The following is a 20,953-nucleotide window of genomic DNA, read 5'->3' on the forward strand; positions in this document are numbered from 1 at the left end:
CTTGTTTTGCGGTACTGACAGTCAAAAGAGATTCAACGGGTAATCTTATTGATTTTCCAATCACTTTTACCAGACTGAATCAATATTCCCCCGATGTTGATTATAAGACTCCCTGCCACAAAATTTTCATAAAACAAAATCCCTCCTATGAGATTTTCTTTCTTGATTTCACCTTGACTTAAATTAGACTCATTATCTACCCATTTCGGAACGATTTTACAAATTATTTTTGAAAAATTAGGTTCTGATGCATTTGCCTTTGTTTGATATATGAGTAGTAGTTTGCCTAATGGAGGCGCATTACCGCGCTGCAGTTGATTTTGAAAATTATGAGGTAGAAGTATATGGCTGATTTTAGGATTTGTACTTTTGTTTTCCTTTAAAGCTATACGGGTATAAGTAGTGCTATAAACGGGGTAAAAGCCCAAACTCGACAGTTTGGGCATAAGAGTGTCAGCATATTGTTTTAGGCTCTCGTCATATTTCCATGGCAATTGCAGGGAAGTACCAAAAAATAACACATTGGTAATTTGAACACCTACGCCCCATTTACGTCCAAAATAAGGGTTACCATCTTGTCCATACTGGTCTTTTTGTAAGGCGTCTTTGGGTATCAGCACATACTCTGAGCGTATGATGTAGATAAGGCTATCCAAAAGTTTATTATAAATCCATTCGGTTTCCATACTTGAGGCCGAAATGTTGTTGGGTAAGCGAATGGGAAGGGTGTCGCACTGCGCCCGAGTTTGTGAGGTGAAGACTAAAAGCCCCCCTATTAGAACGAACACTTTACATTTCCAATGTTTTAGCATCTGGTATTGATTAACTATAGTATAGCAGTAACAGGTATTATTCTTCCGATTTCGCCCACTTTGGACGCTACAAGTCCTACTACCCAAAATTGATTTTCTTTATAAACAAAAACAGGTCCACCCGAATTGCCTGCATCAAAGCTACGATTGGAGACATTGATAAACCCGTTTTTGATTCCACTTTGGGCTACTGTGGTAGTACTGTATAGGGGTTCTAAGCGATTTTTATCTTGAAATAATTCGCCGCTTGGATACCCCAACACGTGCAATGACTCGGTTTGTGGTAACTGTTGCGCCCATTGTGGAGAAAGTTTAATCATCCCACTTTTATACGTAGTTTGCATCACAGCCCAATCTTGCTGTGGAATGGCCTTGACCAATGCTACTGACTCCCCCGATGCAGTTGTACCAATGGTGTTGCAGTCAGAGGTTTTGTTGACGTTAAAGGTTTGAGTGGTACACTGAAAAGTAACCCCGTTAGGAGATTGGGCTTCAAAAGTCACTGATACTTTGCCTCCTTGTGTAGCTATTAAGTTGAGTTTGATCATGTCTACATCCTCCTTGCCAAAAAACACCCACGGTTCAATGACATGCCGAGCGGTGATGAACTTACCATTAGAACACAGAAAACCTGTTCCTGTCCAAGACTGTGATGGTTTGAGTTCGATATGCTGATTACTGCCATCAACATAGGTAAGGTCAATAGCTTTGGCTCGAACCAAATAGATACTTCCGTTCAATCGACTAATGTCGCCCTCCATTGAGGTGGTAGGGGGCTTGGTGGCGGCGACAGTATTTTGGACAGGTTTATGATAAGTGCTTTTGAACAAAAATTCTTTTTTGAGCAATTTTTGTAAGTCTTCGTTTTGACGATTGAGTTCAATTATCTTCTGAGTATCTTCCTCTCGTTGTTGTTGGATTGTCTGACTTAGGGTTAGGAGGGGTTCGTATTTGAAATATTGATATGCCAGAAGCCCCAATGCTCCCAGTAAAACGGCAATTAGAGCACCAATGGCTATTTGATAGGGGCGTAGCGATTGTTTGACAAAAGCCTGAAACCTTTTGGTAAGGTTGGAGGAACGCCGTGGCGAAGAAATTCTAAATTGAAATCTTGGTCCCACACGCGATAGTTGGATATCGTCGCCATCTGATAGTTTGGTTTTACAGCCTACTTCTGAAATGGGATGACCATTGAGTAAAGTAGGGTTGGAATGGGATAGGTGTATCAAAAAGTATGATTGATTATCACGTTCAATGGCGGCATGTTTTTGGCTAACAGTTTCGTCTTCTTCACCAAAAGGAATAGTATTGCTGGGGTCGCGTCCGAAAATAGCCTTGGAGGCAATGATTGTTTTGGAGGTACCTTTTGGATAAAGTGAGCTATCGTTGAGCATCGTGATGGAGTACGAAGGAGCTTCATGCCCCCCCGAAGGACGGGTAGCTCGCTGAAAAGGTAAATTGGTTTTCATATCTCAACGTAACCTTTGGTATAAGAGAGCTGATTTTTTTTGGAAATAGTGCCCTTCTGTTTGTTTGATAACACTTATAATAAGCAGGGCTTCGGTCAAATCTCCCGCTTGTAAGTAGGCCAAGCCAGCATACCACTGTGCTTTTTGGCGCAATATTCCTTCATTTGTTTGGGTAACTACCCAGTGAAATGCCTCGGCTGCTTCTCGTGGTGTTTGCCGACGTAAGGCCTCGATGCCTGCATTGTACTTGACTTCGGTCTCTGAATGAGGATTTGCAATGGTATCTGCGACAAAATACCGATTGAAAAGACTTTGACGGTCTTCTTCACTGAGAGTAAAGTCAATGTTTTCGGTTCGATTGCTTAATAGTTGCCCCTGTTCTTGTTGGTTAAAAAATTCGGTTGATTGACGCTCAATTGGAACTCGATTGGCGGCAATAGTAACTGGTTCATTTGGAGATTTTGGCGGGTCGTTTTGTGAGACAGAAGAGTCTTTACCCACAACAGGAGATTGATCAGCCAATTGAGGCTGGCCATCATCCTGACTTTGAATGTAAAAATAACCTACCCCTGCCAAAATACCCACTACACAAGCTGCCGCAGCGTATTGCCACCACATAGAACGAGTAGGTGGCTTATTGACTTGAAAAACGCCTGCTTTGCGCAATTTTTCAGGAGTGGGAAGAGATACTACTTTGCTGTCGGCGTTTTGGTGTAAATTTTGGTGCAAGGCAGCAAACTTGGCTTTGAATTCGGCTGTTTGGAGGCCTTTTCTCAAAAATCGTTCAAAACGAACTGCTTCAGAGAGTTGAGGGTCTCGTTGGAGAAGAGTCTCAAAAGCCTGCTTATCACTCGTGCTTAGCCGACCCTCCAAATAATCGTCTATTTGTTGTTGTTGGTTCAAATCTGGTTCCATAGCTGCTAAATTAAAGTAGGTGACTGAGCGATTTTTTGAGTTGTTCGGTACATCTAAAACGACTTACTTTCACTGTTCCTTCGGTGGAGTTGAGTTTTTGTGCGATTTCTTTGAGGGAGTATTCCTCTACAAAGAACCACTGTATGATTTTCTGACACGTATCACCCAGTTTGCGTATTGCTTGCGACAACGCCTGAATACGGTGGTGAGCCAAATCTTCAAAATCAAAGGCTTCTACTTCATCAGCCACGTCGTTTTGATATACATCTTGGCCCGTTTGGCTTAACTGAAAGTGTTTACTTCGTAAGTACCCCAACCATTGACGACGACATATTTCAATCAAGTAGGTTGATATTTTGGTGGTGGGTTGGAGCGTAAAAGTCCCATCGGCAACATTGACACAAAGAGCGGCCAAGCCATTTTGAAAATAATCGGCGGCATCGTCGGTTGTTCCGTTGTTTTTAACAATAAAATGCTCTACCGAACCATAACACTGGTCGTAAAGGCATTGGTATGCTTTTGAATTCATCTGACAAAGGGCTTCAAACAGTTGTGCTTCGGTAGCAAAAGCCCCACAAGATTTGGGTACTGGACGCGTCTGGCTCATTATTGCAGAATTTCCTTTGCCCTCGAAGCAAAGGTGAATAGGAATAGAATGAAAAAGGTTAGCAACCTTTTGTGAAATTATTTTTGATGAAGCGTAATGGCAGTATTTTCCCCTACAAAAAAAGGCACGCCTATTTTAAGGTACACTTGGTCTAACGAGTGCAACGCCTTGCGCTCAGGCCCCAGCAGGGTGGGATTGGCGGCACTCTCGTACGGATACAAGATATAGTCGTAGCCTTTGCTGTTGGCTATGACCTCTATCACACAGTGGTATTGCCGATGAATAGAAGCATCTTCGGTATTCAATAAAACCTCGCCAGAGGCAGGCTGTTGCTGTGGTTCGGTACGGCGACCGATTTTGTTGAGGCCGACTTTGAGAGCGTGGGTTTGGGAGGATGTATGTGTACCTTGGGCAGTAATGGTAGCAATCATAATTTTGATTTATAGTTTACTGTTGTTTACTTGGACTGTAAAAATAGTAGATTTATCCTACGATTTCTATAATTTTGTCTATGTTTTGACATTAGGCATCATTTTATGAAGCATACACCCTCTGAAATATTAGCTAAACCCGTAGAAGTTTTGAGGAGTTTTTGGGAGCAAAAGCGTTTATTGTGCACAAATCTTGATAAATATTTTTTGGGGAGTATCCACTGTGTTGGGATATTTCTATTATTGACCTCGGCCTCACTCGCCCAAACTACTATCCCCGACCCAAACTTTGCTGCGGCTATCCGCGCCGCCTGCCCTACTTGCATTGATGCTAATGATAACCTACGCCTTGCAGCAGCCACTTTAATAAACCTGAACGTAAGAAAAAGCGGTATTGCCGACCTGACAGGCATAGATGGGTTTACTTCCCTTCAAATCATTACCTGTGACTCTAACCAACTTACAACCCTACCTAAACTACCTAATAGTTTACGAACGCTTAATTGCTATTATAACCAAATTACAAGTCTTGGCACATTACCTCCCAGTTTACAAAATTTGAATTGCTACAATAATAGACTTACAACATTACCTACTTTGCCAAATACCATAGTAACGCTTAGTTGTTGGAATAACCAAATAACTACATTACCAACGTTACCAAACAGTTTAAATAATCTAAGCTGTAATAACAATCAATTAACCCAACTACCAATACTACCAAGTAATTTACGGTATTTAAACTGCTCCACAAATAGATTGGCCCAACTAAATGTATTGCCTGCCAATTTAAGTTATTTAGATTGTGGATACAATGAACTTCGAGCCTTACCTACTTTGGTAAATGGATTACAGAATTTGTCTTGCAGAAATAATTTACTTACTGCTTTGCCCAGCTTGCCCAATGGGCTCTTTACTCTCAACTGTTCGTACAATCAACTTACAAATCTACCTGCTCTGCCAAGTACTTTGAAATCATTAGATATTAGCTCCAACACAGCCGTTGTTTTTCCTGTATTGCCAGCTGATTTGGAGTACCTTTATTGCAATGGCAACAGATTGACAACATTACCAGTATTACCAGCTAAATTGATAGGTTTATATTGCTCTTTCAATTCCTTGACAACATTGCCAATACTGCCTAATACACTAAAACAACTACATTATGCAAACAATCTTTTAACTGACTTCCCAATCTTTCCAACTGGTTTATTACAATTAGATTGTGGTGGTCATAAATACACCAAATTACCTGATTTACCGCAAGGGTTAACTTATTTAGGCTGTTATGCTAATCAACTCACCGAATTACCCAAATTGCCAAATTCGTTACAAACACTCAACTGTGGCACCAACCAACTCGTTAGTTTACCCACGCTGCCCAACACGCTTCAATATATTTACGCTTTCAATAACCCTACTACCAGTTTACCTCCCCTACCCAATAATTTACAAACTCTTTGGGTCTATCAAACCCAACTTAGCTGTCTCCCTGCTTTACCAAATAGCCTCATAGATTTAAGGATTGACCCCACTAAGATACAATGTTTGCCCAATGTACCCCCTAAAATGGTAGTCAGAAAAAGTAATACTTCAAACGACATTGTAGCCACACCACCTATCTGCACATCGGTAGTGCCAAGTATAGATACCAAAACGCCTACCATTTGCCTAGGGGCATCGGCTACGCTCACAGCCTCAGCTTGTAGGGTAGGTACTGTAAAATGGTCGAATAATGCTACTGGCACGAGTATAAGCGTCAGCCCAACTGCTACTACCACCTATACAGCCGTTTGTAGTACAGCTTGTGGTGATGGCAACAAAAGCAATGCCATTACTGTAAATATCTCGGGCGTTATGCCTTCTGTCCCTACCATTACGGCAAATCAAACGGCTCTTTGCTCGGGCGAATCGGCTACGCTTACAACTTCAAATTGTAATGGGACTATAAAATGGTCGAACAATGCGACAGGAAATAGCATCAGGGTAAATCCATCAGTAACAACTACTTATACCGCAACTTGCCAAAATGATTGTGGGATAAGTGAAAATAGCAAGGCCATTTCGATTACCCCAAAACCCATCGTCCCCAAACCTGATATTACAGGTTCAAAAGTCTTTTGTCCCAATAGTACTGCCACGCTTACTAACAACGTTACTGGAAGTGGTTACAGTTACCAATGGAAAAAAGATGGGCAAGTCATAGCTACAACAGCTTCAATCAGTATTAATAACGAAGGTACCTATTCGGTAGTAGTAACAAACAACGGCTGCACCAATAAGTCAGACGATTTTGTGATACAAAAATCGCTAATTTCTTCTTCTATTACTGGTAAAGCGTTTTATTGTTTCGGAACTTCTACAACCCTTACGGCTGTCGCCCAAAACGCTTCGGGTGTATTACAATATCAATGGAAATTAGAGGGCAAAAATACAGGTGATGGCAAAAGCACTTGGGCGGCCTCACAAGAAGGTAGCTACGCCATAGAAATTACCGATGCCAACGGCTGTAAAGCTACCTCTACGGCGCTGATGGTCACAGAAAAAGGCGGGGAATTGATAGCCCAAATCACCCCACAGGGGTCGCTATCAGTATATGCCCCTGAGAAGGTACTGTTGGTGGCTACCTTGGGCAAAGAATACCAATACCAGTGGAAGCGCGACAATGTCAACATTGTAGGAGCGAATGATGGAGCATATACTGCCGAGCAATCAGGAAATTATACAGTAGTTGTATCGCGTGGCGAGTGTAGCCGCACTTCGGCGGCGGTAGCTGTCAAGGTAGAAATACCGCTATCAGCAGTTCAGCCTACGCATGAACTATTTCAAATGATGCCTAATCCTACCGATGGATGGCTAATTGTAAAAAGGAATAGTCAAAATAAAAGTACATTGTCGCTCAAATTGTTAGATTTGCAGGGCAGAGTAATGCAAGTAGCTGAGTGGCCTATACACGTATCGGAGTATGTGCTTGATATGCGGGTGTATCCTGTGGGGATGTATCTACTCCAAATTGAACACCAAGATAGCCTACAAATTAGAAGAATCATCAAAAACCAGTAATCCCTCAAACCAAAAATAATCATCTGTCATGTCTATTTTCAAAAAAACCCGTTTAGATCGAAGCACTACTCCTGAGCCAGTGAAAGAGGTGGTGAGTTATCCACGCATTGAAGAAGAGGAGGTTGTGCCTATGCCCTCTGCACAGGAAATAGAGCCCGTAATTTCGCCTCCTACTGTACGCAACAGTGCCAAAACGATCAATCCTTATACGAAGCCGCTGGCAAAACCCAAAAAAAGTACAATCAAACTCACGCCACTTTGTAAAGAGGACGAAATCCAAAGAGACACTTTGATAGTTGAGGAAGATAGTATTCTACTTACCCGTCACAATATAGACCCTGATAACCCTACGCTCTCTGCCAAAGGTCATGCGTTGTTGGAAGTAAAAAATGGTCAAGTCTTTATCTCTAACCAAACTGGTGCACAGACAACATTCATTCAAGTTAATAATCCTATGCCGTTAAAATCAGGAGATGTGATATTGCTCGGCGATCGTTTGGTCAGAATTGAGATTGAAACCCAGAATCAAGCTGGTTTAGATGATTAAAAGATATGTCGGATAAAATTGCCTGTAAAAGTTGTGGTTTTGAAAATTTGCCCACGCACAAGACCTGTGTGACTTGTGGTACGCCTTTGCCCCAAGAAAGTAAAGCCCAAAAATTGTTTAAAAAGTGGATAAGTATATTTGTAAAACTTCCTGAAAAACCAGAAGTGAGCGAATTTAGTGGTGAGGTAGGAAGTAGTTTCAAAACCGAAAAAGGGGATAAATACGTAGTGGTTAAAAATATCGGTAGCGGTAGTTATGGCGAAGTGTTTTTGGTAGAGCGTGAAAAAAAGAAAGGAGGAAGTCCTAAACTTTATGCACTGAAAATGCTACGTATGTGGGCTATCAACCCCCGTGACCGTAAAAAAGTAGAAGCGCGGTTTTTGCAAGAATATAAAGTAGCCAAAATGGCAACCGACGTAGGGAGTCCATATTTAGTACACGCACTTGATAAGGGGTATATCAATGGTAATCCGTTTTTTGTGATGGACTACTGCGAAGGCGGCTCATTGCGGGATAATATTCGGAAGCAGTATTCAGAAATAGAAATATTAGATATTGCTTCTGGTATTTTGAAGGGTCTTCTGGCACTCCACAGTCAAGGAATAATACACCGAGATTTGAAGCCAGAAAATATTTTGTTTCATGATAATCAGGTAAAATTAACAGATTTTGGTATTGCGGGCTACTTGAATAGTCGCCTTACTGAAACGAATGTTAAAGGAGGAATCAAGTTTACGCTAGGTACAGATGCTTATATTCCTCCAGAGCAATTTGACCGCGCCAATGCTTTTAAGGCATTAGGAAGTGTTACCGATGTTTTTGCTTTTGGTATTGTTATGTTTGAATTGATCACCCATGGTAAATTCCCTTATGGCAATCCACCAGATTTGGACGAAAAAGATCCTGACAAATACAACCAAGAATTTGAAATATACTGTGAAAAAGTAAGGAAAAATGATTGGCAATTACTTCAAAACCTTAGAGGAACGCTAATTTCTAATTTCTGGGCAGACTTGATTGAGAAGTGTATAGAAGCAGACAATAAGAAACGTATCAGTAATATAGAAGAAATTTTGACCTACCTGCCCTCTGCTCGCCACTCGACAGAAAATATCCCCAAACCTACACGTTCTTTCATAATTGGACAGAAGATGGTTTTGCGAGTAATGAATGGATGGCAGCCTGATTTGACTTTTAATTTATCAGATATGATGACGGAAAAGGGCTTTCTTACACTTGGACGTCATGAGGAAGATGAGCCTACTTTAAACGATATTTCAATAGTAGAATTGGAAGAGCCGTGTTATATTTCTCGTACTCAGGCCACGATTGAGTTAGGGTTGAAGACAGGCAATTGGTTTATTAGAGATGGACAATTTCGTAAGGTAGGTTCTAATTTTCAATGGGTAACTTCTCGTAATGGCACTTTTTTGAACTCTGTGGCAGTAGGAGAAAAAGGGACTTTACTTAAACCAGGTGATATCATTACACTGGGAGATACTACGTTAAGAGTTGAGTTGGAGTAGGTGTTTATTCTTGGAATCATCCCTACTCCGACTTTTTACAGTACTATTGCCTGCACGTTTCCCAATATCACCTTCAACATATCTATCTTAGCCATACTGGAAGTTGGAAAGGTTTAGTCTCATTAAGTACAAGCAAACCAGCCAGGTTTTTAGGACTTTTTTACTACCTGTAAAAAACCGTATCCGTAAGGCCATCAAAGTGCTTTGATGTTGTCTATGAATGCTGCTAAATGATTTTAGTGTTTTATAGAGAAGGACAGAACCTCTTTCCAGCCCGATAAAAGTTTGGACACAAAGCTAAGGGAATCTCTTAACTTGTAGTTCAAATGAGCAAACACCGCAAACGTTGGAGTGAAAGCGAGAAAAAAGCCATCCTCCAGTATTACCAAGAACACGGAGCCTCCTCTGCTGCCCGTCAATTTGAGGTTTCGACCTCCATGATTTACCGTTGGGCATCCGAACTATCCCCCTCCGTATTAAAAGAGGTTGAGACTACTATTTCAAGCAAAGAATATCATCGCCTTTTACGCGAGAATCAGGCACTTAAAGAACTGGTAGCTGAGAAGGAGCTTGAAATTCGTATAAAGGATGCCCTGTTAAAAAAAACTTCCCCCCTCAACAAGAGCGGTTGATAATAGCACAAGAATTTATTGACAACCACTTTTCCAAGAATAAATTGTTGGCTCTATGCTCTATTGCTCGAAGTAGCTATTACTACCGACCCTCCGAGGGCAAACAGGGACGTAAGCCTTATGCAAAAGCAATTGATGAAAATGGAAAAGTTGTTGATAATGAGGTTGTTATTAAATATATTCATGCGCTTTTCAATCACCCTTTTGTTGATTATGGTTATTACAAAACCTACATCTATTTGCGTAGAAAGAAGCGATTAAATATTAGCAAACATTTAGTTTATCGACTTATGAAAAGCCATCAATTACTGAGAAATCAATATGTTAATAGCTCGAAAAAATCTAAACGCAACTGGGTCAAAGATTTGTTACCGCAGGTCGAAATCGCCTTCTGCTACCTTGAATTTGACATTAAATTCGTATGGGTTGCAGGGCAAAACAGAAATATGCAAGTTTTGACTGTTTTAGATGTTTATTCCCGTTGGAATATCAGCCATCATATAGGTTATTCTATTAAATATCAGGATGTTATTAGCCTATTTGAAAGAATATTTGAACACATGAGGACTCCTGAAAAAATGTATGTGCGATGCGATAACGGAGCACACCGTGGCGGCGGACCGCTTCATCGCCGAAATGGTTCAAAAGTATTTCAAAGACAAACAGGTCGTTCAGGAATTTACCAAACCTGCTACACCTCAACAGAACAGTCATATTGACCGGGTCGCCGGAGCGATCGTATCATTCCATTATGGAAAGTGCTGTCTGTCAGAAGTTTGAGTTCAGTAATATAAGTGATGCAAAAAAAATAATGAATCAATTCCGTGATTTCTATAATTTTGAAAGAATTCATGGCGGAATCAATTTTCAGAGTCCTGCTGAGTTCCTTCTTCAAAAAGGAATCGATATGAAAAATAGTCCCATTAACCGAGTTCCCATTCTCTAAAATAAGGGATGGTTTTTTGTCCAGTTTTTATCGGTCAGCACAATTCACGGAGGTGTTGGCTTTCAAAGTCCATCTGAATTCTTGCAGTCAAAGGGTTTGGATATGAAAAATAGCCCCATTAATCAAATCCCTATTCCCTAAAATAAGTGAAACCCAGTGTCCAGTATTTAGCGGTCAGCACAGTATACTCCGATTAAGGCGAGTAGTTACAGGTCATACCTAAATATTCTGTTCCACTTGGGGTCATTTTCTCAGAGACTTATTACTACTGCTTCATTTCATACTCAGGCCTGAAATAGTGACAATACCTGCCTCTGCCTACCTAAGCATTGATAAAAAAGCATTTAGATAAAAAGCAGGGAAATTCTACTTTTTATCTAAATGACGAAATGTATATAATTGAAAATGAACATATTAATCATTAGAGCATTTTTTCTTTGGCAGAGCCCAGATAAACTTTCCAAATTTGCAAAACCTTAAAACCAATAAAAATCTATGAAAAATCAAGTAATCCTTCTTATTACCCTTTTGAGTTTATATGCATGTTCTGATCGCAGCTCAAATCATATTGAACCAACCGAAGTCCATCAATCGATCTCCAATCAGAGAATTGGTAAGGAGAATTTGGAGGAAGTCCTTGATGCTGCCACTATCATTTCCACCAGATACGATAAAGAGATATCTGATGAACTTAACCATATTTATGAACTTAATCCCGAAATTGATGCTATCCTATGGGCCGAGAAAGGACAAGGTATATTGGGGATTAAGTTTTTGGAAGACAAGGAAAAGATAGAAGAAAAATATACAAAAGGATTCTTTGAATTTTATGATTGCGAATGTGCCCGAAAAGCAGATGCTATTGGGGATTCATTCAAAAACATTATACAATATCAGCAATACATCCAAAATTGCTTGAAAAATCAGTTTCAACTTTACCCAATTAAAGGAGGAGGAAATGGTGTGGTATCGCCATTAACTGTAATTCCCGACATTACTGATTATCTTAGAGCCTGTTCAAAATACAAAGGCGAACAATAACAACCACAGACTCCAAACTGAGTTATATGTATGCAAACCTTTTTCACCTATTCCTACTATGTGCTCTTCATCACTGAGTTGGTGATGCTTATCGTTTGGGGCATCCGTTACAAATACTGCCAAAAGTCTAAAATTGCACTTTGGGGTTGGTTTTGGGTTGTCGATTTATCATTGGCAATTTATCATCAAATTGCCCAACAATCTGCGGAATGGCCTCATGTACCCGAACCCGTAATTAATCTGCGTAAAATTTTTGAATTTCTGACGGTGTTATGGCTATTTAGGATACATCTATCCGTTTCAAAGGCCATGCTGATTAGCCTTTTGGTCGTTTTTATGAGCTTGTGGTGTTATGAGTTTTATCAGTCCTTTAAATATGCGGATGCCGGATTGAACGAATCATGGATGGCCTCTTGTTTCTTGATTTTTGTGGTTTTAATTTTTTCATTTCAATACATCCGAAAATTAAACAACTCCAATGCTTACTTTGTTACCGTACCTTTTTTTTGGGTATGTGTAGGAATGATTATCAATTATTTGATGGCGTTGCCAGCTCAAATACCCTCACCCATTACTGGAGAGGAACGGTATGCTCTGATTTTTTATTCAATTTATGGAATACTGAATATCATAGCCTTGTATTTCTTTGGTTATGCTTTCGGTATTTCTAAAAATTGGGTACTTGCCGGCCATTCAAAACTAAAATACTGATGCCTTACGGAAATATTGGTTTTTTACTGACAGTCACAGCAGTGACAGGGTTTCTTTTGTCGGTCATTTTTGGATTTCTGAAAGATAAAATCCGCCAACGAGATACGATCATCCAAAAACAAAATGAAAGCGAAACACAAACGCGCTCTGTTATTGCCAATCGCCTGCACAGCGAAGTAGGAGGAGATTTGCTCGGCCTTCAGTTGAAAATAGAAACGGTCAGGGAAGTGGCCGATCTATTGGCAAAACGCTTTGCAGACTTGGAAGATCTGAAGCAGGAAATTGATAAAATAACAGAAGATATTCAGCAGACCAAAGCCACACTTGCCGAAATATATGAGTCCACCTATCCTCGAAAATTAGACATTAGCGGTTTGATACCAGTATGCAGGGAGTTGTTACAACAAAAGCAACAAACGTTTGAGGGTAGTATTCATTTCAAACCAGAAGGTAATTTTGATCTGCTAAATCAAAAATACTCTGATGAAGAAAAAAATCGCCGTTGTAAAACCATCCAATTCAATATCTATAACCTTATTAACCTGTTTGTTACAAACAGTGTTTTGCACAGCCATGCCTCTGATATTTCAGTCTATTTAAGCCATCATAAAAAGGGAATCAGCCTCTACATGAAAGATAACGGACGTGGTTTTGATATGAAAAAAATTAAGGCGCAGTCAACAGGCAGGGGACTATTTGATATAGAAGGTGTATTGTTCAGTTTAGATAAAAAAGGGCGATTCTTCAGTCAACCAGGCGTGGGAACTGAGCTGGAACTGATTGTCGAATTATAACTCATTTCTATGGAATTATACCCTGTAACTACTCAATTTGTACATTACTATGCACAATTTAAAGCAAATTCGTATCGGCATTTTAGAAGATCATTTGATGATTCAGCAGTATCTATCTGACTGTGTCAATGAACTCATTGCGAAAAAAAAATCGAGGGACTCGCCCAACAAAATTACTTTGGATTTTGTGGTTGACACATTTGATAAGCTCAAATCGGAATTACATCGAAAAGACAGTGTGCCTCCGGATGTGCTGTTATTGGATTTGTTATTTGGTAAATCCGACCAAGTTAATGGAAAAGATGTAGCCATTTACCTGTCTAAATATTACATTCAGACCAAGATTATTATCATCAGTGATTTGTTGGAAGATAAAACGTTGGCAGAATCCCTGCTCAAAATCCCAAATGTAAAGGCTTGCCTTTCAAAATCAGAAGTGGTAAGAAAACGAGAATTATTGGGTGATACGATTCTGAAAGTAGCCCTAATCAAATTGGCTAAAAGTTATAAGAAAGAAAAAGATGTAGTTGAACCTATTATTGATGAAATTGATGCAGTATATGAAATCGAAGTAGCAACAACTGTCAGAGGCTTTGAAATCAGCCCCTTTAAAAAACCAATTTTACATTTACTGGCCACAGGTAAGACCTCTAGACAAATGGCAGAAAAAGATTGTCTGAATAAAGCACAACAGACCATTGATAAGCATTTGGCTGAGTTAAGAGAGCTGTTTAATGTGGCAACCAACGAAGCACTGATGGTTAAAGCTATCTATTTGGGAGTGCTCCGATTTACGACGAGATAGCCCAAAAAAGGACTCCTTTATTGTAAATTCAAAACAGAGATTTTTAGCAGTTAAATTCAACTTTTTGTTTATTATACCAACAAAATACCACATAAGCCACTAATTAACAATGAGTTACTCCACAGCACAACAATAACTGTAAATACTTATTTTTACAATTTGACAACAGCTGATCTGCATTTAAGTTTGTGATGTTAACATAAAACAAATACTCACAAAACTTAAAATTTATGTCTGTCCGATTTTCTTTTTTACCCATGCTCATATATCTGATATGGGCTCTTACTTCCTGTAACATAGCTCAGGATATTGTTGGTACGGCAGCTCCAAAGGCTGACAAATTGGTTGGTACTTATCAGGTATCGCATATCGAAGTTGGCAATGAATTTTGTAATTATCCGGGTAAAAACTCGCTTAAGAACGGACGATCTGAGACAACCGCAGTATTGATGAATATGCAATTGTCCATTGCCAAATACAGCGACGAACTCGTAGGACTGGGCACACCTGTTGAATTTGAATTCGGACAGAGTCCCGTTTTTCTTACTGATGCCAAAACTTTCCGGACTGTCTCGCTCAAGTACGATGCAGATCGTACGCAACTCATTGACAGTAATGACAGTAAAGCAATCTTGGGGTTTATCAAAAACAATGTTTTGACTCTTGATTTTCAATTCAATAATGCTCGATACTTACTGACCGCAACCAAACTCTAACTATAAACCCCTATTTTATGAAAATGAATCTGCTGATTAGTGGCGGGCTGCTACTGCTATGCTTATCAAACTGCCAACGCAAAATTCCATTGTCAAGTGTTTATCCCAAAACACCCATGGAGAATAAGTTTCCTTTTGCCGTTGAGCCCAACGTCAGAGAAGAGACATTGGATGCGAACTATGAAGAATACATGGTCAAAAAAGGAACAGGCACATTAATGTGGAGTTCAGACCCATTTTTGAGTTTTTTCTATGGAATTGCCAATGCGTTTGCCCACGACCGTTACATCAAAGACGACCGTAAAAAAGATGCCCGTACCATCATAGAACGCGATATTATTAATAATATGGGGGAAGCCACAGGAACACGTAAACTGATAGCCACAGTAGCTGTAAGGGAGTATTGGGCCAATAAACGAAAATGGAATAAGGTCACAACACCCGTTCGATTGGCTTTTGGTACGCTTTCAGCTATTTCTACCTATAACGACCAAATGCCTGAAATAGACCCAATTACGGGGATACAAGGCCAAAAAAAATGGGGATTTCCTATAGGGTTGGGAATTTTTAATGCTTTTGGCGGAGCTACCATGTACGGAATCAGACGTTTCCGAAAACAATGTGCTGTCATTGACATTGAAGTTTCTCTTTCTGATGTATCAGGCAATACCATTGCGAGATATGAATCCCGAGGGATGGGTCAAACAAGTACTGGTTGGTATCCTTGGAATTATTCAAAATTCGGCGCAGTTCATTACTCCAATATCAAGGCCGTGACAATGGCTATGAATGGCATCAAAAGCCAAATTAGCAAGGATTATGATAAAATAATTGAAAAAGTTAAACAAAACTAAAAACCCAGATGAAACCCTTCATTTTTATTCTCTCTTTTTTAATCGCTACCGCCTGTACCAAAGGCACTGGTGTGAGTCCCGAAACGATTGTAGGCAAGTGGAAATTAGTAAAGTTGGAAACTACTTCTGACAACAAATATGCCCATGAACTAACACAAATCAACCAAAAACTCTACGCTAACGAAGTTTTTGAGTTTACGGCCGATGGCTTATTGATTTACAGCGAAAGAAGTGTTCATTACAAAATAACCTCCGAACCTCATCTTATCATAGAAGAGGGTTTCCTTATGGCTCACAATGAGAAAATGTCGGCTCATATTCAAGACAAAACCCTGACTATCATCGAAATCAATGAAGAAGGGGATGAATTCGTCGAAACCTTTATCAAATACTAACCATCACTAACTATGAAAATTACAAATGTCTTTTTAGCGTTGTTCTTTATTTCTTTTGGACAACTTTTCGCTCAAGCTTTCCATAAAGACACTAAAGTAGCCAACTTGGGCATTGGTGCAGGGGCTTATTCTATTCAGGAGGGATTTTTGAGCTATTCCCCCAAACACAATAGCGTAGGTGCAAGCCTTACCACTGATATTGGCATCACCAACCAAGTAAGTGCTGGCGTACAATGGGGATATTCGCAATATCACAACAAAGATGGATTTGGCAGGGCTCACTTTTTACACGGTGCTTTGAGAGGAAGCTATCATCTGGCAGAGATGTTTCAACTCATGCCTGATAAATTGGACCTGTACGCAGGGATTGGCTTGGGGTATCGGTATGTGGCATTATCGGAGATAGAAGACTTCAACGACCCCGACCTAACCAAGGCCGAACGCCGCGAACTTCGCCGAGAATACAAACGTGAGTTTAAGAAAGAAACAGGCATGAAAACACTTTTCATTCCGCTTCACGTGGGCGCACGCTATTTTTTCAATAAAAACATGGCGGTATTTGGCGAATTGGGAACGGGATTTTCGGTAGGTCAGTTTGGGGTTTCCGTTAAATTCTGACCTTATTTTTATAGGTAAATTTGATTACATAGACGCAATATGGGTGGAGGTGTTTTGCTTCCACCCAATTTTGATAGGGATCAATAACCAGTCTTTACAGCATCTCTTTATAACATAAAATCGTTTGAAACACAATGAAAATACTAATAAATGCATCATTTATCATTTTTCTATTTTTGGGAGGGTGTTCAAAAAAAGCAGTAGATATACCTGCTGATGAGTTAAGAAATATTGAAAAACAGGAAATAATAACCTCTTATAATGCCATCTCGGCAGTAGCCGATAAAATGCTTTTGGACATACCTAACGACAAACTACAAATGGTATTTGAGGCAAAAGTGGCAGAATTTAAAAAACAAGCCGCAGTAGAAGATGTGGCCGTAACGAGTAATGCCACGTTTGTGAAATTCAAAAAAGGTGGTGTAGTAGGTTGGATGTATAACCCAGCCGATAAAGACTTGCCCTTAGACGATTTACAAAGCATTACGCCCGAACCCAAACAAGAATTGATACAAAGTGCTACAATCAGTGCCAAGGCTCGCACTGCCGCTGCCGAATATCCTGGGAATAAAAAAGTGTGTTTAATTAATCAGATGTCTAATGACAAGGCGCGTGAAAAGCGAAAAGCAACCTTTGACTTTATTGAAAACAAATTTATTAAAAATGGATATCAGGTTGATAGAGTTGATCGAAAAGATATGACAATTGATTTTATGAAAACACAATTGAATAAATACGGCATTGTATTTTTATCAACTCATGGTGGAATGACGAATTCAAGTTCATGCTTAATTACAGGGGAATATTTTTTGGGAAAAGGTGCTGAATATTTTTTCAATAATGATTACGAACAACTTTGGCTCAAAGGAGAAATTATTCCCATGAGCATCCAAGAAAATAATGAGATTAGTAGTTATTATGCAATTACTGAAAAGTTTATAGAAAACAATTACAAAGATCATTCTTTCCCAAATTCACAAATAATGATTAGTGCCTGCCAAAGTGCAAAAGACACAACACACTTTTTAAAGACTTTTCGTAAAAAAGGAGCAAGGGTCGTAGTAGGTTGGAGTGATATACAGGGTATAGGATGGTACACTAATTCCTTAATCCTCGGTCTCATGCTAAATGGACTGAATTTTACTGAAGCTTTAAGAGCACTACCAGATAAGTACAGCGAAGAATTTATCAATAATAATCCAATTGTTTTTGGCAGTGCAAAAATAATTTCATCACCTGCTACCTTAGATTACCGCCTCGTTCCCCTCTCTCCAGTACCTAAAAATGGTCTTGTAGCCTACTACCCCTTTGATGGTGATACAAAAGACAAAAGCGGCAATGGAAACGATGGGCAGATGTTGGGTATTGGTGGAATGAGTTATGTGGACGGGCAAAAAGGGAGAGGTATTTACTTCCCCAAAGAATATGACTTAAATAATCCTAACAGAATTCTTGTTAAAGCAGCGGCCTCTCTTAAATTTGAAGATGGATGGACTTATTCGTTCTGGATAAATATTAAAAAGGCTGAATTTGATGAACCTATCTCGAATGATTGTATTTATGGTGCTGGATTTTCTCAATTTCCTAAAGCAATTTTTGATAGATATGAAAATAAACTTGCTGGTAAAATAAACAGTAACTTAACCTATGATTTTACTCCAGTCAATGGATATGGGTTAATTCTTAGGCAAGCTCAGAATAATGAATTATTTGGTTATCGCTTTCAACGAGAAATAGATGTGTTTAATGCTTGGGGTACATTAGGATATGGGAAAATTAATTCTGAGGAATATACACATATATGTTTTGTGGGAGAAAAATTGTCGAATAGTACTGTTGTAATTAAAATTTATTGTAACTCCGAATCTGGATCGGGAAACCAATTCATTTTAGGGAGAGATGAGTGGCAAAATATTCTAAATGTTAATTATGATATTCTTGTTGGGGCATTAAATAATCATCAATATTTTAGAAAATCTACTTCTTGCCCAAATGTTACTTTTGATAAGTACCAAAGCCCACTACGAGAAGCCACCCTTGACGAGTTTCGGATTTATAATCGAGCATTGACAGAGAATGAAATCAGGCAATTATATGAATTAGACAAGAAAAAATAAAGCCTTGCTTTTTGAGCGAAAAGGGCTTTGTTGCATGGCTATAGTAAATCATCTCAATTTGCATAAAAAAAGCACTGGAATAGCGAACTTTGAGATCGCCAAACCTCCAAAGTCACCGCCCAATGGGCTCCAGTGCTATGCCAAAATTACACTTTTTTACCCAAGCTGACAACCAAGTTCCTAAAAAAACCAAAAAGGCTAAAAAATCACAATCAGCTAAAGAAACGTACCGACTAAACAACTGGCCTGAGTACGATAAAGCATTGATTTGCAGAGGATATGATACACTTTGGCTTAGTGAAAATACACTGGCAAATTGGTATTATAAAGGCTCACGCGCAGCTGGTGGCCAGTTTCGCTATTCCGACGGATGCATTCAGGCTGCTTTGGCTCTCAAAGCCGTATTTCGATTAGCATTTCGACAAACACAAGGACTGATTCAGAGTATGTTAGCCATTATAAAGATGAATCTGCAAGTACCAAGCTACACTCAATTATGTCGCCGGCAGGCCAAAGTAGTAGCCTTTTCAGCCCCAGCTCCTTGTAAGGATAGCACTGTCGAAGCCCTTCACATCGTCATCGATAGTACAAGATTAAAAGTATATGTAGAGGGTGACGGGGCCGCCTTTAGATTTGTGTAATTGAACAAAATCAAGATACTGTTAAGTTTACTTTTCAGTTGTTGAGCAGGATATAGGCACTTTAAGGAGCCGCATGGGTAGAACCCACCACGGGATTTAATCCTATGAGACCTATGAGATGGCCTGATAAATCGGTACAGTGAACTTGCTTAACTTACAAGATCATACAACCTAAAAAAGACTCTTTCAAACGTCGTAAATACGACGCTGACTTTAAGGCTGAAGTGCTTAAGATGATTTCCAACGGGCAAAGTGTGGCCTATGTGGCTCAGGCCTTGGGGATAAGTGAAGCACTCATCTACAAATGGAAACAACGTACCAAAGGGGAAGAAAAGCAACTTCTACCGGGACTATATTTTCGAAGTACTAATTGATAATCAACGCCTTCAGCAACGTGTTCGGCAGTTGGAAATTGAACGTGATATCTTAAAAAAAGACGGTGCGCCGTTGCGTCCTTGAGCATTGTCAGCCAACAGACTTGAAACAAAGATATGGCCTGGTAAAATGTCTGACTCAGGACTTTAGAATAGAAACCCTATGCTCTGTTTTAGGATTAAGGAGCACAGCTTATTATCGATATTTACGAGGTGGCAGCTATCAATTAACCGCTGAAAAGAAAAACAATCAGCAGGTGGTGGAACAGGTTTTTGCGAAGCATAAACGCCGATATGGCAGCCGAAGGATTATAGCTGAACTGAAAGAGCAGGGCTTTATAATTGGTCGTTATCAGATGAGAGCACTAATGAAACGATTTGGTTTAAAGGCCATTCAGCCGCACTGGCGGCCCAGCAAAATCGTTTGTGCCACGCACGACTGATAGCAGGCATGGAAAAGGTTACTGGCCGAATTTGCTGTTAGATCAAACTTTGCCTATAGCTCCTAATTTAGTTTAGGTCAGTGATATTACTTATTTGCCACTGGTCAATGGAGAATGGGCTTAATTAGCAATTTGGATGGACGGCACAGGCCGCCCTGCTTTTTTCGCGCAAAATAGTGGGATGGCATGTGGGTCAAACGATGGAAGATGAACTGGTTATCATTTCGCTAAGAAGGGCCTTACAAATGCGCCAACCTTTAGCAGGATTAATCATTCATTCAGATCAAGCAGGGCGGCCTGTGCCGTGGACAATATGTATCGACTGAGTTGAAAGAATTGATAAATTTGTGGCATATTAGGCCCAGTATGAGTCGGGCCGACGATCCCTACGACAATGCTTTTGCTGAGTCGTTATGGATGGGGCCGATTTCTATGGTTTAAACAAGGGTTGACCTATAATTTTTATCATATTTTTCACCTCGCTCCACCACAGCAT

General features: G+C 39.8%; 23 protein-coding genes. 18 read left to right on the plus strand and 5 right to left on the minus strand.

The features are described 5' to 3' along the window. Positions 1-32 precede the first annotated feature (32 nt). The 5 genes from AC23P2_RS28215 to AC23P2_RS28235 all read right to left on the minus strand — a co-directional run bounded on the left by AC23P2_RS28215 (position 33) and on the right by AC23P2_RS28235 (position 4,234). Positions 33-686: a hypothetical protein gene (locus AC23P2_RS28215; RefSeq protein ID WP_487776300.1), complete on the minus strand. Its 654-nt coding sequence runs from the start codon at positions 684-686 to the stop codon at positions 33-35. A 140-nt stretch (positions 687-826) separates the two neighbouring features. After that, complete coding sequence (locus AC23P2_RS28220; protein ID WP_487776301.1) at positions 827-2,281, minus strand: FHA domain-containing protein; 1,455 nt, start codon at positions 2,279-2,281, stop codon at positions 827-829. A gap of 3 nt (positions 2,282-2,284) precedes the next feature. Continuing rightward, the gene (locus AC23P2_RS28225; RefSeq protein WP_487776302.1) at positions 2,285-3,196 is read right to left on the minus strand and encodes a hypothetical protein; all 912 of its coding nucleotides are present in this window, start codon (positions 3,194-3,196) and stop codon (positions 2,285-2,287) included. A 10-nt stretch (positions 3,197-3,206) separates the two neighbouring features. Further along, positions 3,207-3,803, minus strand: a complete 597-nt coding sequence (locus AC23P2_RS28230) for an RNA polymerase sigma factor (RefSeq protein WP_487776303.1) — start codon at positions 3,801-3,803, stop codon at positions 3,207-3,209. Positions 3,804-3,880: 77 nt separating this feature from the next. Continuing rightward, entirely contained in the window at positions 3,881-4,234 is a 354-nt protein-coding gene (locus AC23P2_RS28235; RefSeq protein WP_487776304.1) for a hypothetical protein, read from the minus strand. A 1,128-nt stretch (positions 4,235-5,362) separates the two neighbouring features. Between AC23P2_RS28235 and AC23P2_RS28240 the strand changes: the two genes are divergently transcribed. The 18 genes from AC23P2_RS28240 (at position 5,363) to AC23P2_RS28325 (ending at position 20,783) form a co-directional block, all read left to right on the plus strand. Then, a complete protein-coding gene (locus AC23P2_RS28240; RefSeq protein ID WP_487776305.1) occupies positions 5,363-7,297 on the plus strand; it encodes a T9SS type A sorting domain-containing protein in 1,935 nt (644 codons plus the stop codon). Positions 7,298-7,325: 28 nt separating this feature from the next. Continuing rightward, positions 7,326-7,844, plus strand: coding sequence for an FHA domain-containing protein (locus AC23P2_RS28245; protein ID WP_487776306.1), 519 nt, complete (start codon positions 7,326-7,328; stop codon positions 7,842-7,844). 5 nt (positions 7,845-7,849) lie between these two features. Further along, positions 7,850-9,370 carry a protein kinase domain-containing protein gene (locus AC23P2_RS28250; RefSeq protein WP_487776307.1) on the plus strand — a complete coding sequence of 507 codons (1,521 nt, stop codon included), beginning with the start codon at positions 7,850-7,852 and terminating at the stop codon, positions 9,368-9,370. 326 nt (positions 9,371-9,696) lie between these two features. Next, a complete protein-coding gene (locus tag AC23P2_RS28255; RefSeq protein ID WP_487776308.1) occupies positions 9,697-10,002 on the plus strand; it encodes a transposase in 306 nt (101 codons plus the stop codon). After that, positions 9,999-10,721, plus strand: a complete 723-nt coding sequence (locus AC23P2_RS28260) for a DDE-type integrase/transposase/recombinase (RefSeq protein WP_487776309.1) — start codon at positions 9,999-10,001, stop codon at positions 10,719-10,721. The genes AC23P2_RS28255 and AC23P2_RS28260 overlap by 4 nt, the downstream gene beginning before the upstream one ends. Positions 10,722-11,443: 722 nt before the next feature. Then, positions 11,444-11,989, plus strand: a complete 546-nt coding sequence (locus tag AC23P2_RS28265; protein WP_487776310.1) for a hypothetical protein — start codon at positions 11,444-11,446, stop codon at positions 11,987-11,989. An 81-nt stretch (positions 11,990-12,070) separates the two neighbouring features. Then, positions 12,071-12,700, plus strand: a complete 630-nt coding sequence (locus AC23P2_RS28270; RefSeq protein ID WP_487776311.1) for a hypothetical protein — start codon at positions 12,071-12,073, stop codon at positions 12,698-12,700. Then, on the plus strand, positions 12,700-13,494 hold the full coding sequence (locus AC23P2_RS28275) for a sensor histidine kinase (RefSeq protein WP_487776312.1): 795 nt from the start codon (positions 12,700-12,702) through the stop codon (positions 13,492-13,494). The genes AC23P2_RS28270 and AC23P2_RS28275 overlap by 1 nt, the downstream gene beginning before the upstream one ends. Before the next feature lie 49 nt (positions 13,495-13,543). Beyond that, positions 13,544-14,299 carry a helix-turn-helix transcriptional regulator gene (locus AC23P2_RS28280; protein ID WP_487776313.1) on the plus strand — a complete coding sequence of 252 codons (756 nt, stop codon included), beginning with the start codon at positions 13,544-13,546 and terminating at the stop codon, positions 14,297-14,299. A gap of 230 nt (positions 14,300-14,529) precedes the next feature. Then, positions 14,530-15,015, plus strand: coding sequence for a hypothetical protein (locus AC23P2_RS28285; RefSeq protein ID WP_487776314.1), 486 nt, complete (start codon positions 14,530-14,532; stop codon positions 15,013-15,015). Between the two features lie 17 nt (positions 15,016-15,032). Continuing rightward, positions 15,033-15,869 carry a hypothetical protein gene (locus tag AC23P2_RS28290; protein WP_487776315.1) on the plus strand — a complete coding sequence of 279 codons (837 nt, stop codon included), beginning with the start codon at positions 15,033-15,035 and terminating at the stop codon, positions 15,867-15,869. Between the two features lie 8 nt (positions 15,870-15,877). Beyond that, positions 15,878-16,264, plus strand: a complete 387-nt coding sequence (locus AC23P2_RS28295) for a hypothetical protein (protein ID WP_487776316.1) — start codon at positions 15,878-15,880, stop codon at positions 16,262-16,264. 12 nt (positions 16,265-16,276) lie between these two features. Continuing rightward, the gene (locus AC23P2_RS28300) at positions 16,277-16,882 is read left to right on the plus strand and encodes a hypothetical protein (RefSeq protein WP_487776317.1); all 606 of its coding nucleotides are present in this window, start codon (positions 16,277-16,279) and stop codon (positions 16,880-16,882) included. 134 nt (positions 16,883-17,016) lie between these two features. Next, positions 17,017-18,999: a hypothetical protein gene (locus tag AC23P2_RS28305; RefSeq protein WP_487776318.1), complete on the plus strand. Its 1,983-nt coding sequence runs from the start codon at positions 17,017-17,019 to the stop codon at positions 18,997-18,999. A gap of 137 nt (positions 19,000-19,136) precedes the next feature. Then, positions 19,137-19,640 (plus strand): transposase, encoded by a 504-nt coding sequence (locus tag AC23P2_RS28310; RefSeq protein ID WP_487776319.1) that lies wholly within the window; start codon positions 19,137-19,139, stop codon positions 19,638-19,640. Between the two features lie 164 nt (positions 19,641-19,804). Then, positions 19,805-20,014: a transposase gene (locus AC23P2_RS28315; protein WP_487776321.1), complete on the plus strand. Its 210-nt coding sequence runs from the start codon at positions 19,805-19,807 to the stop codon at positions 20,012-20,014. A 104-nt stretch (positions 20,015-20,118) separates the two neighbouring features. Then, positions 20,119-20,457, plus strand: coding sequence for an IS3 family transposase (locus AC23P2_RS28320; RefSeq protein WP_487776320.1), 339 nt, complete (start codon positions 20,119-20,121; stop codon positions 20,455-20,457). A gap of 155 nt (positions 20,458-20,612) precedes the next feature. Further along, positions 20,613-20,783, plus strand: coding sequence for a DDE-type integrase/transposase/recombinase (locus AC23P2_RS28325; protein WP_487776322.1), 171 nt, complete (start codon positions 20,613-20,615; stop codon positions 20,781-20,783). Positions 20,784-20,953 lie beyond the last annotated feature (170 nt).

The organism is Runella sp. R0.1_18 (genome assembly GCF_057652155.1).

Bases quoted from the DNA above. Each gene is read 5' to 3' on its own strand.
- AC23P2_RS28215 (WP_487776300.1), bottom strand. From the start codon at position 686: ATGGAAACCGAATGGATTTATAATAAACTTTTGGATAGCCTTATCTAC.
- AC23P2_RS28220 (WP_487776301.1), bottom strand. From the start codon at position 2,281: ATGAAAACCAATTTACCTTTTCAGCGAGCTACCCGTCCTTCGGGGGGG.
- AC23P2_RS28225 (WP_487776302.1), bottom strand. From the start codon at position 3,196: ATGGAACCAGATTTGAACCAACAACAACAAATAGACGATTATTTGGAG.
- AC23P2_RS28230 (WP_487776303.1), bottom strand. From the start codon at position 3,803: ATGAGCCAGACGCGTCCAGTACCCAAATCTTGTGGGGCTTTTGCTACC.
- AC23P2_RS28235 (WP_487776304.1), bottom strand. From the start codon at position 4,234: ATGATTGCTACCATTACTGCCCAAGGTACACATACATCCTCCCAAACC.
- AC23P2_RS28245 (WP_487776306.1), top strand. From the start codon at position 7,326: ATGTCTATTTTCAAAAAAACCCGTTTAGATCGAAGCACTACTCCTGAG.
- AC23P2_RS28250 (WP_487776307.1), top strand. From the start codon at position 7,850: ATGTCGGATAAAATTGCCTGTAAAAGTTGTGGTTTTGAAAATTTGCCC.
- AC23P2_RS28255 (WP_487776308.1), top strand. From the start codon at position 9,697: ATGAGCAAACACCGCAAACGTTGGAGTGAAAGCGAGAAAAAAGCCATC.
- AC23P2_RS28265 (WP_487776310.1), top strand. From the start codon at position 11,444: ATGAAAAATCAAGTAATCCTTCTTATTACCCTTTTGAGTTTATATGCA.
- AC23P2_RS28275 (WP_487776312.1), top strand. From the start codon at position 12,700: ATGCCTTACGGAAATATTGGTTTTTTACTGACAGTCACAGCAGTGACA.
- AC23P2_RS28280 (WP_487776313.1), top strand. From the start codon at position 13,544: ATGCACAATTTAAAGCAAATTCGTATCGGCATTTTAGAAGATCATTTG.
- AC23P2_RS28285 (WP_487776314.1), top strand. From the start codon at position 14,530: ATGTCTGTCCGATTTTCTTTTTTACCCATGCTCATATATCTGATATGG.
- AC23P2_RS28290 (WP_487776315.1), top strand. From the start codon at position 15,033: ATGAAAATGAATCTGCTGATTAGTGGCGGGCTGCTACTGCTATGCTTA.
- AC23P2_RS28295 (WP_487776316.1), top strand. From the start codon at position 15,878: ATGAAACCCTTCATTTTTATTCTCTCTTTTTTAATCGCTACCGCCTGT.
- AC23P2_RS28300 (WP_487776317.1), top strand. From the start codon at position 16,277: ATGAAAATTACAAATGTCTTTTTAGCGTTGTTCTTTATTTCTTTTGGA.
- AC23P2_RS28305 (WP_487776318.1), top strand. From the start codon at position 17,017: ATGAAAATACTAATAAATGCATCATTTATCATTTTTCTATTTTTGGGA.
- AC23P2_RS28310 (WP_487776319.1), top strand. From the start codon at position 19,137: ATGCCAAAATTACACTTTTTTACCCAAGCTGACAACCAAGTTCCTAAA.